This window comes from bacterium, assembly GCA_016873475.1.
Lineage (GTDB): Bacteria > Krumholzibacteriota > Krumholzibacteriia > JACNKJ01 > JACNKJ01 > VGXI01.
In genome coordinates, this window is the sequence record VGXI01000157.1 from 1 (window position 1) to 7,699 (window position 7,699).

Genomic DNA, 7,699 nt, shown 5'->3' on the forward strand with positions numbered 1-7,699 from the left:
TTTTGGCAGAGATGGTGCTCGGGCGGAAGATACCGGGTCTTCGCGTCGTAGCCGGCCCAGCCGATCACCACGCTCTGGTCGTTCACCTTCGCCGTGAAGCGCGCCGGGTCGTCCACCAACTGGCAGACGGCGCTGTGCACCGTGTAGCGGGCGGCCTCGATGTGGTTGCCGGCGACGTACCCGATCGCCTCGCCCGTCTCGACGACGATGTCGCGCAGGCTCCTCTCCAGGGGACGGGGGGTGCAGATGCCGCCGGTCATCCACATCGAGCAGCTCCATGCGGCGATCTCGACCTGGGCGTAGGCGTCCGGGTCGATCCTGACGCACTCGGCGACGATGGCGTCGGCCACCTGGTCGCAGAACTTGTCCGGGTGGCCGGGCAGCACCATTTCGCTGACGCGAATCATGCGTGCCTCCCGCCCAGCGCCGGCAGCTGGGTGTAGGAAATGCCGTTGCGCGCAAGCTCGGCCGGGCTGCCCTCGCGGGTGACGAGCACGTGCAGGCGCGTCGCGCGCGCCTGCGCGACGAGAGCCGGGTCGAGCTGCTCGATGTAGCCGTCGGTGACGATCACGGCGGCCTCGGGCTTCGTACGCGCCAGGTGCGCCAGCACGCAGCCCATGCTGGTGCCGCCGCTGGTCTGCGCCTTGAGCGCGCCGCGCTCGATCACCGCCGGCGCCACTTCGTCGCTGAAGGCCCAGAACGGACGGCGGATGCGGCCCGAGAGGGGTCCGAGCAGGGCAACGAGGTGCGGCATGCCCGACCACATCGAGCCGGAGACATCGAGGTACACCTGCGCCGTGCCTGAGCGCTCCTGCCGCGCTCCCTCCCAGCGCGCCTCGGGCAGGAAGGGCATCCACATCGCGCCCAGGAAGGCGCGCCTGTCCCGCGGCGAGAGCGCCGGCAGTCGATACTCGGCCGGGATTTCGCGCCGGCGCGCGCGCCGGTCCGACACGAGATGTTTTTTCAGGATGGCGAGCGTGATCCGCCGCCATTCCGCCAGCGCCGTGTCCTGCGCCGCGAAAAGCGCCTCGAAGGGCAGGCTGCCGACGCCGCGTGTTCCCGGTGCGCGCCAGATGCCCGAGCCATTCATCTGCCGCAGGGCGCGGCGCAGCGCCTCTGCGAGCGGCCCCTCGATCCCTTCCCCGAACGCACCGTGGTCGCCGATCAGGTCGTCGAGTCCGCCGATGCCGGAGGCTTCCAGCACGAAGGGATCGCCGTCCTGCGGCGGCTGACTTTTACCCGGGGATGGCCTTGCCAACTGGCGTCCGACCTGCTCGGCCAGCTCCTCGATGTCGTCGGCCACCAGTCTGCCGGCGTAGAGCGCTTCCCATGCCTGCACCCATTGCGGCAGAGGCCTGCGCTGCAGCGCCGCCTGCTCGAACCAGCTTGCTTCATTCGCGTTCATCGGCCGCAGCAGCTTCCTCAGATCGGGGCACTTCGCGTAGTAGCGCGCCATGAACGCCGACCAGGCCGGCCCGTGCTGGCGGTGGAGGATGGCGTTGATGACGGCGTCCGCCGCGAGGTGCCGCGCCGGCGTCGGCTGGATCAGTGTTTCCGTGTGGCGCAGCAGGACGTGGAGGAACTCGTGGCAGATGACCGCCTTGACCTCCTTGTCGCTGGCGCAATGCCGGGCGACGAAGCCCGGGTTCACCAGCAGGCGCGGCCGCGCCTCGCAGGTCACGGCGAGCGTCGGCACCGCGTCCGTGAAGCACAGCTCAAGTATCTTCAATACGGCGCGGATGGCGAAGGGGTTCTCGTCGATGAGCTCGCGCAGGATCGCGCGAAAGCGCTGTTCGTTCATGCGTAGAACCCCGCCGGATCGAAGAGCTCCAGCCCGCGCGCCAGGCTGGCCTCTGTCCAAAGCACCGGCCGCAGCGGGTCGAAGTACTGCGCCGTGCACAGCCCCAGCATCAGCGCCTGGCGCAGCACTTCCGCGCGCGCGCCGATGGCCACCGGCAGGCGTTCCGCCCCTTCCGGCAGCGGACGACAGACGAGGCGGCGTTCCGGCATGGGGAAATCCTCGCGCAGGTCTTCACGCGAGCCGTAGCCCTCCTCGGCGAGGATGCGCCCCAGCGTTTCGACCGGGGCTTTTCCGCCGAAGTCGAGGCCGAGCCGTATCACGCGCGGACAGCGTATGGGACCGCCGTCGCGGCCGAGCAGCGTCGAGGACACGCGCTCCTTGCGCGTGCGGCTCATCGGCCCGCCCATGTTGGCGGAGAGCGGGCGTCGTTTCGCCGTACCGGGAAAGGCAAGCCCGTTCATGCCAGCCCCCTTTCCTTCAGCAGGGCGACACAGCCCTCTATCTCGTCCTCCAGCGCGACGGGATCCGGCGTACTCAGCCGCTCGACCAGGCACCAGTCGAAGAACTGCCGCGCGCGCGCCTTGCGCCCGCTGCCCTCATCCAGCCCTGCCAGCACACGGGCGAAGCGGTCGGCGTCCGGATGGCGCGTGCCGTTCTGCGAGTGCGGCTCCTGCCAGCTCATCTCGCCATCGACGGAGAGCACCGGGATGGCGATCTTGCCGAGATCGTTGACGCTCTCTGCCCCGATCGGCAACCGGCCCAGGACCGCCGCGGGGTAGGCGGCGAAGGCGAAGGCAGCAGCGCGCTCACGGGTCTCCGCCGCGAGCAGCTCGGAGACCGCCTGCGAGCCGGCATCCGGCGAGTCGCCCGCATCGAGCAGGATGGCTAGTTTTCGCGGCAGCGCGCGCTCGGCTACAAAGAGGTTCAGCCAGCGCTGCCGTCCGGGCGCGATGGCGTCCCAGGCGAGGCGATGCGCCGCAGCGACGGCTTCCGCGTTCGGTGCCGCGCCCCAGGTCTGGTGCGGCAGGCTCGCCTCGAGCACGGCGCGGAACAGCGACTCTTCGGCCCGCCCGGCGACGATGGTGGCGGCGAGCAGGCTGCGCGTCAGCAATCGCGCGCGCCGCGGTGAAATGCGGATGCCCGCGCCGTTAAGCGCGGTCACCGCCGTCGTGGCGTAGCCGATGATGGATTCGGGGCAGCTGGCGGATTTCTGCTGAAACGCCGTCCGCCAGGCCTCGACATGATCCCGCAACGTGCCTCCGTCGGCAGCGATCCTGCCCTCACCGCCCGGGTCGGCGATCTTCAGCCGCTCGGCCTCGCCCAGCGCGCTCCAGTCCTGCGCCTGCACGAACAGCGCGAAGCGGTCGGCGAGCGCCGGGTCGAGCGGCTCCGAGCCGGCATAGTCCTCCACGCCCGACTGGTCGCCGCTGCAGGGGTTCATGGCCGCCCATCGATAGCGCAGGCGCGGCAGCGCGATGCCCTGCACGCGGCGCTCGTGCACCAGCGAGAAGAGCCTGTTCTGGTGCTCCGGCTTGCAGCGGCTGATCTCGTCGATCAGCACCGACTCGGCGCCCCACACCGTGGCCGGCGTTTCAAGGAACCTGACGCCGCCGTTCTCCTGGTCCGGATAGGGGAATCCGACGAGGTCGTCGAACGAGATCAGGCTGGCGTTGTAGTGGCGATGCTCGAGCCCGAGGGTTTCGGACAGCGAGTTCAGCAGGTAGGTCTTGCCGGTGCCCGAGGCGCCGATCAGGAGCAGCGGATCCTCCGTCACCAGCGCCGCGTAGATGACGGGCTCGGCGCGGCCGAACCCGAACACGCCCAGCTCATCCAGGCGCGTGCAGTCCTTCATGTGCACTTCAATCTCCTCTTTAGCGGCTTTGCCGGATGGCGGGGGCCGCAAGCTGGAATCAAATCCCCCCGGCCCTTGAGGCGGGCCAGACCAAAACTCACTGCGGTCGCATTCGCGCCGCCTCGACCAGCCATCTCATCTGGAATTTCTCAGCGTAGTATGAGGACACATTGTCCATCGTCCGCCCGCGCTCTCGCTCCAGGCACTCGGGCAGATCGGCATAGGCGAACTCGAAGTCCGCCTTGTATCCGGCTGCCTGCATGGCATCGGCCAGTTCCTTCACCGGTTCGAACTTCGCACCGACAATTTCCGTCACGATGTTCATCCGTCCCGCCACCGCCCGCCGCGCCACTTCCGCGCCGACGGCTTCCATCGGTTCGAGCAGTGTCGAGGGAAAGTCGAGGTCGATCCCACCGAGGTCGATGAAGAGTTGCGCCGCGTCCACCAGCACGTAACCGCTGGCGAACTTCTGGCGGCGCAGCGTGGTCTTGCCGGCGCAGATCGGCCCCATGATGATGACGATCGTCGGCTGGCCTGTTGACCGGGCTTCCTCCGGCAGCCGGCGGGCGATTTCCGCCTCGATCTGCCGCGGGGCGAACCGCGGCACCGTCAAGCCGGGGTCCCGAATTTCCGTCGCTGCATCCATTCGCGTTTCCTTTCGCACGCAACCTGTTCTGCTTTGTGCTGCCTGCAGGAGGATCCTCGCCCGGTCGTCCCACCCGACGCATCGCGCAAACCGTGTCCCGGGCTCCCCGCCTACCCGGCGCCATTGCCAACCAGATGCGCCCTGATCTTGTTTAACGCCGTGTTCGCCTTGAAATAGGCCTCGAAAATGTTCGTTGCCGATTCCATGACCAGGACAAGCGCGAGAGACATGCCCCGCGTTCCATGCGGCGCGCGTTCCAGTCGTGAAACGAGTCCGCGCATGCAGGCGATCCCGCTTCTCAGCGCGTCTTCGATGAATTCCATCGTGACCCGCGGGTCGGGGTTCACGATGTCCGGATCATACGGTTCCTCCCCCGGGTGCATGCCGAGCTTGTCCTCGAGGTTGCGGATTTCCGTCCGCACGTCATAGAGCTCATTCTTGAAATAGCTGCACGCCTCGGCGATGTGCTCCCGCTCCTCGTTCGGCAAGTCGATGCCGGGAAGCTCTTTCTCGATGAAGGCGATGTTGCCCCCCATCTCGCCGGCCGCCTCGTGCAATACGGCCACCTGGGTTTCAAACTTGTCGATGTTCATGCTTGGTGCCTCGCATTCATGGTTGGGAAAACGGGGACTTCATTGCCATTGTCCGCCCCTCCGGGCTCAGGGGACGAGCCTGCCGCGCTCATCCCAGCTCGGCGCGTCGGGCGCAGGCCGCGTCGAAGCGTGCCTCCAGCCACGAATTGACGCCTCGGCATCCGGCGACCACTTGTGCCGCCCAGTCGAAATACTCGCGCTTCCTCTCCGCGCTCCATTCGGCGGGCGGGCTGGAGAGGATCGAGTTCAGGTTCGAGATCTTGTCGGCGAGCTTGAGGTGCTTCGCGCGCGGCGAGGCGCTGCGGGCGTGCTCGATCTGCAGCCGCTTCCTCTCTTCCTTTTTCAGGGATTTGTCGTCGGTCACCTCGCGGACGAGGTCGGCGACATCCTGGCCGAATTCGGCGACGAGCGTTTCATGCATCACCTCCCGGTCCTCGATGGTGTCGTGCAGATAGGCCGCGATCACCAGGCTGGCGTCCGCCCCCTGCGTGGCTTCGGCCACCAGCAGCGCCACTTCGGCGAGATGGTTCACGTAGGGCTCTTCGGCCTCGCCCTTGCGTCGCTGTGGCGCGTGCGCCCGCGCCGCGAAATCGATGGCCTTCGCCATCCTCACGATGTCTTCCTTCATCTGATTCTCCTATCAGTTTCCATTCGGACTGTTTCCATCATCTCGCATCCTCCCAGCTGAAAGACGGCCCGCCTCGCCCGAAGTGGCCGTAGGCCGCCGTGTCGAAGTAAATCGGCCGCGCCAGCTTCAGCCGCTCGATGATCCCGCCCGGGGTGAGGTCGAATTCCTGTCCGAGCCGTTCCGCGATCTCCGCGCCCGGCGCACCACCTGTTCCGAAGGTCTCGACCAGGAAGCTCACCGGCTCGGCCACGCCGATGGCGTAGGAAAGCTGCACCAGGCAGCGCTTCGCCCAGCCCCGGGCTACCGCCGTCTTGGCGAGAAGGCGCGCCATGTAGGCCGCCGAGCGATCCACCTTGGAAGGATCCTTGCCGGAGAAGGCGCCGCCGCCATGGGGAGCAGCCCCGCCGTAGGTGTCGACGATGATCTTGCGCCCGGTGAGCCCCGTATCGCCCTTCGGCCCGCCGGTGATGAAGCACCCGGTGGGGTTGATGTAGTCGCGGTAGTCCGCGCCGCGCAGGGCCGAGGGGATAACCGGGTCGATGATCTCCCGCCTCACCGCCTCGCGCAGTTCATCGAGCCCGATGCCTTCCGCGTGCTGGGTGGAAAGGACCACCGCCTCTATTGCAGCGGGGACACCGTCCTCGTAGCGGAAGCTCACCTGCGACTTGGCGTCCGGCTGCAGCCAGGGCAGCACGCCGCTCATGCGCAGTTCCGCCTGGCGGCGCACCAGGCGGTGCGCGAACACGATGGGCGCCGGCATCAGTTCGGGCGTCTCGTCGCAGGCGTAGCCGAACATCAGGCCCTGGTCGCCCGCGCCCAGCACGCCGTCGGCGCGGTCTACGCCAATGGAGATGCCTTCAGACTGGCCGTTGAAGCGCACATCGACCGTGCAGCGCACAGGATCGATGCCCGTCGCGGCATCCCGGTACCCGGTCCTGCGGATGACGTCGCGGGCGATGGTTTCGGTGCGAGAGCGGACGTGCTCGAACACCGCACGGTCTGCCGTCTTGAACTCGCCGGCCAGCACGACATGCTGGTCGGCGAGCATGGTCTCGCAGGCGACGCGGGCGCACGGGTCCAGTTCGAGGAAGGCGTCGACGATGGCGTCCGAGATGCGGTCCGCCAGCTTGTCGGGGTGGCCCTCGGAGACGGACTCCGAGGTGAACAAACCATGGCTCATGAACATGACGCGCCCCCTTCCTTCGGCCATACCCTTGCGGCAATCTCGCGCAGTTCGTCGACCTTCAGCAGACCATCGGCGATGACGGCCTCGAAGGGGGTATCCAGCCAGCCAAGCCGTTTTTCCTCGAGCCAGGCCACCTCCAGCATCTCGCGCGACGCGGCGGTCGCATCCATTCCCTTGCAGGGCAGCAAGGCGTAGGGCTGGTACTGCATTCGGCCCTCATCGTCGTTGAAGTATCCCATCCACAGAATCCAGTGGCTGCGCTTGCGGTTCTTTGACAGAAGATAGCGGTCGCTCCGCTCATTGCAGGGGAACTGCGAGAACATGTCCAGGCTGGCGACAAAGCGCGCGGATCGCGGCGGCTTCTCTGGCGGGTCGATGCCGTGCGGCGGGGTCGAGACGATCGCGAAGATGACGCGGGAAGGTTTGGTGCTTGCATTCATGTCCGTTCCTTTCGTGTATGGACACGCCCTGTTTAGCGGTATTCGTTTAGCGTCCCCCGCAAGTCGGGCTAAATCGGGACGTGGTTAACTGAAAAACCCGCTCAGCTTGCGCCAAAGCGGGTTTCGCCTCGCTTTAGCTGTATTTGTTAAGCGCCCGCAAGCTGAAATCAAATCGGCGCAATGTCATTAGACTCCGATGATACGAAAATGTCAAATAGGATCATCTCATTCGATTGGGAAGTGCCAGACCGATTCTGTTACCGCTGAGTCGAACTGTTGCTTGGCGAGAAGGGGCGAAATAAGTATCAGCGAATTGGAATGTAAAGTCGGCGCTGGCGAGACGGCGTACAGCACTCCAACCGTGCGGTCAATTGATATTGATTTTGATAGTACGAGATGCCTGAAAAACAAAAAAGCCTTCATAATCATTGGCTTTGATGTTGTTACTGGCGGAAGGTGTGAGATTCGAACTCACGGTGCCCTTTCGAGCACGCCGGTTTTCAAGACCGGTGCATTAAACCGCTCTGCCAACCTTCCTAAGGTCTTGAATTTT

The 7,699-nt window shown here is 66.1% G+C and carries 9 protein-coding genes, 1 tRNA gene and 1 riboswitch; all 10 genes read right to left on the reverse strand.

Annotated elements, in window-relative coordinates; all coding sequences use genetic code 11:
- A partial coding sequence (locus FJ251_11710; protein ID MBM4118378.1) for a hypothetical protein occupies positions 1-407 on the reverse strand: 407 nt, incomplete at its 3' end.
- Entirely contained in the window at positions 404-1,801 is a 1,398-nt protein-coding gene (locus tag FJ251_11715) for a hypothetical protein (GenBank protein ID MBM4118379.1), read from the reverse strand. The genes FJ251_11715 and FJ251_11710, both read right to left, overlap by 4 nt.
- Complete coding sequence (locus tag FJ251_11720; protein ID MBM4118380.1) at positions 1,798-2,262, reverse strand: hypothetical protein; 465 nt, start codon at positions 2,260-2,262, stop codon at positions 1,798-1,800. The genes FJ251_11715 and FJ251_11720 overlap by 4 nt, the downstream gene beginning before the upstream one ends.
- The gene (locus FJ251_11725; protein MBM4118381.1) at positions 2,259-3,659 is read right to left on the reverse strand and encodes a hypothetical protein; all 1,401 of its coding nucleotides are present in this window, start codon (positions 3,657-3,659) and stop codon (positions 2,259-2,261) included. The genes FJ251_11720 and FJ251_11725 overlap by 4 nt, the downstream gene beginning before the upstream one ends.
- 91 nt (positions 3,660-3,750) lie before the next feature.
- Positions 3,751-4,299, reverse strand: coding sequence for a hypothetical protein (locus FJ251_11730; GenBank protein ID MBM4118382.1), 549 nt, complete (start codon positions 4,297-4,299; stop codon positions 3,751-3,753).
- Positions 4,300-4,409: 110 nt separating this feature from the next.
- Positions 4,410-4,892 carry a hypothetical protein gene (locus FJ251_11735; protein ID MBM4118383.1) on the reverse strand — a complete coding sequence of 161 codons (483 nt, stop codon included), beginning with the start codon at positions 4,890-4,892 and terminating at the stop codon, positions 4,410-4,412.
- 88 nt (positions 4,893-4,980) lie between these two features.
- Entirely contained in the window at positions 4,981-5,520 is a 540-nt protein-coding gene (locus tag FJ251_11740) for a bifunctional (p)ppGpp synthetase/guanosine-3',5'-bis(diphosphate) 3'-pyrophosphohydrolase (protein MBM4118384.1), read from the reverse strand.
- Positions 5,521-5,557: 37 nt separating this feature from the next.
- Complete coding sequence (locus FJ251_11745; GenBank protein ID MBM4118385.1) at positions 5,558-6,700, reverse strand: methionine adenosyltransferase; 1,143 nt, start codon at positions 6,698-6,700, stop codon at positions 5,558-5,560.
- Entirely contained in the window at positions 6,697-7,146 is a 450-nt protein-coding gene (locus tag FJ251_11750; protein MBM4118386.1) for a hypothetical protein, read from the reverse strand. The genes FJ251_11745 and FJ251_11750 overlap by 4 nt, the downstream gene beginning before the upstream one ends.
- 11 nt (positions 7,147-7,157) lie before the next feature.
- Positions 7,158-7,236: riboswitch (SAM riboswitch) on the reverse strand.
- A 357-nt stretch (positions 7,237-7,593) separates the two neighbouring features.
- Positions 7,594-7,683, reverse strand: a tRNA-Ser gene (locus FJ251_11755).
- Positions 7,684-7,699: the final 16 nt, after the last annotated feature.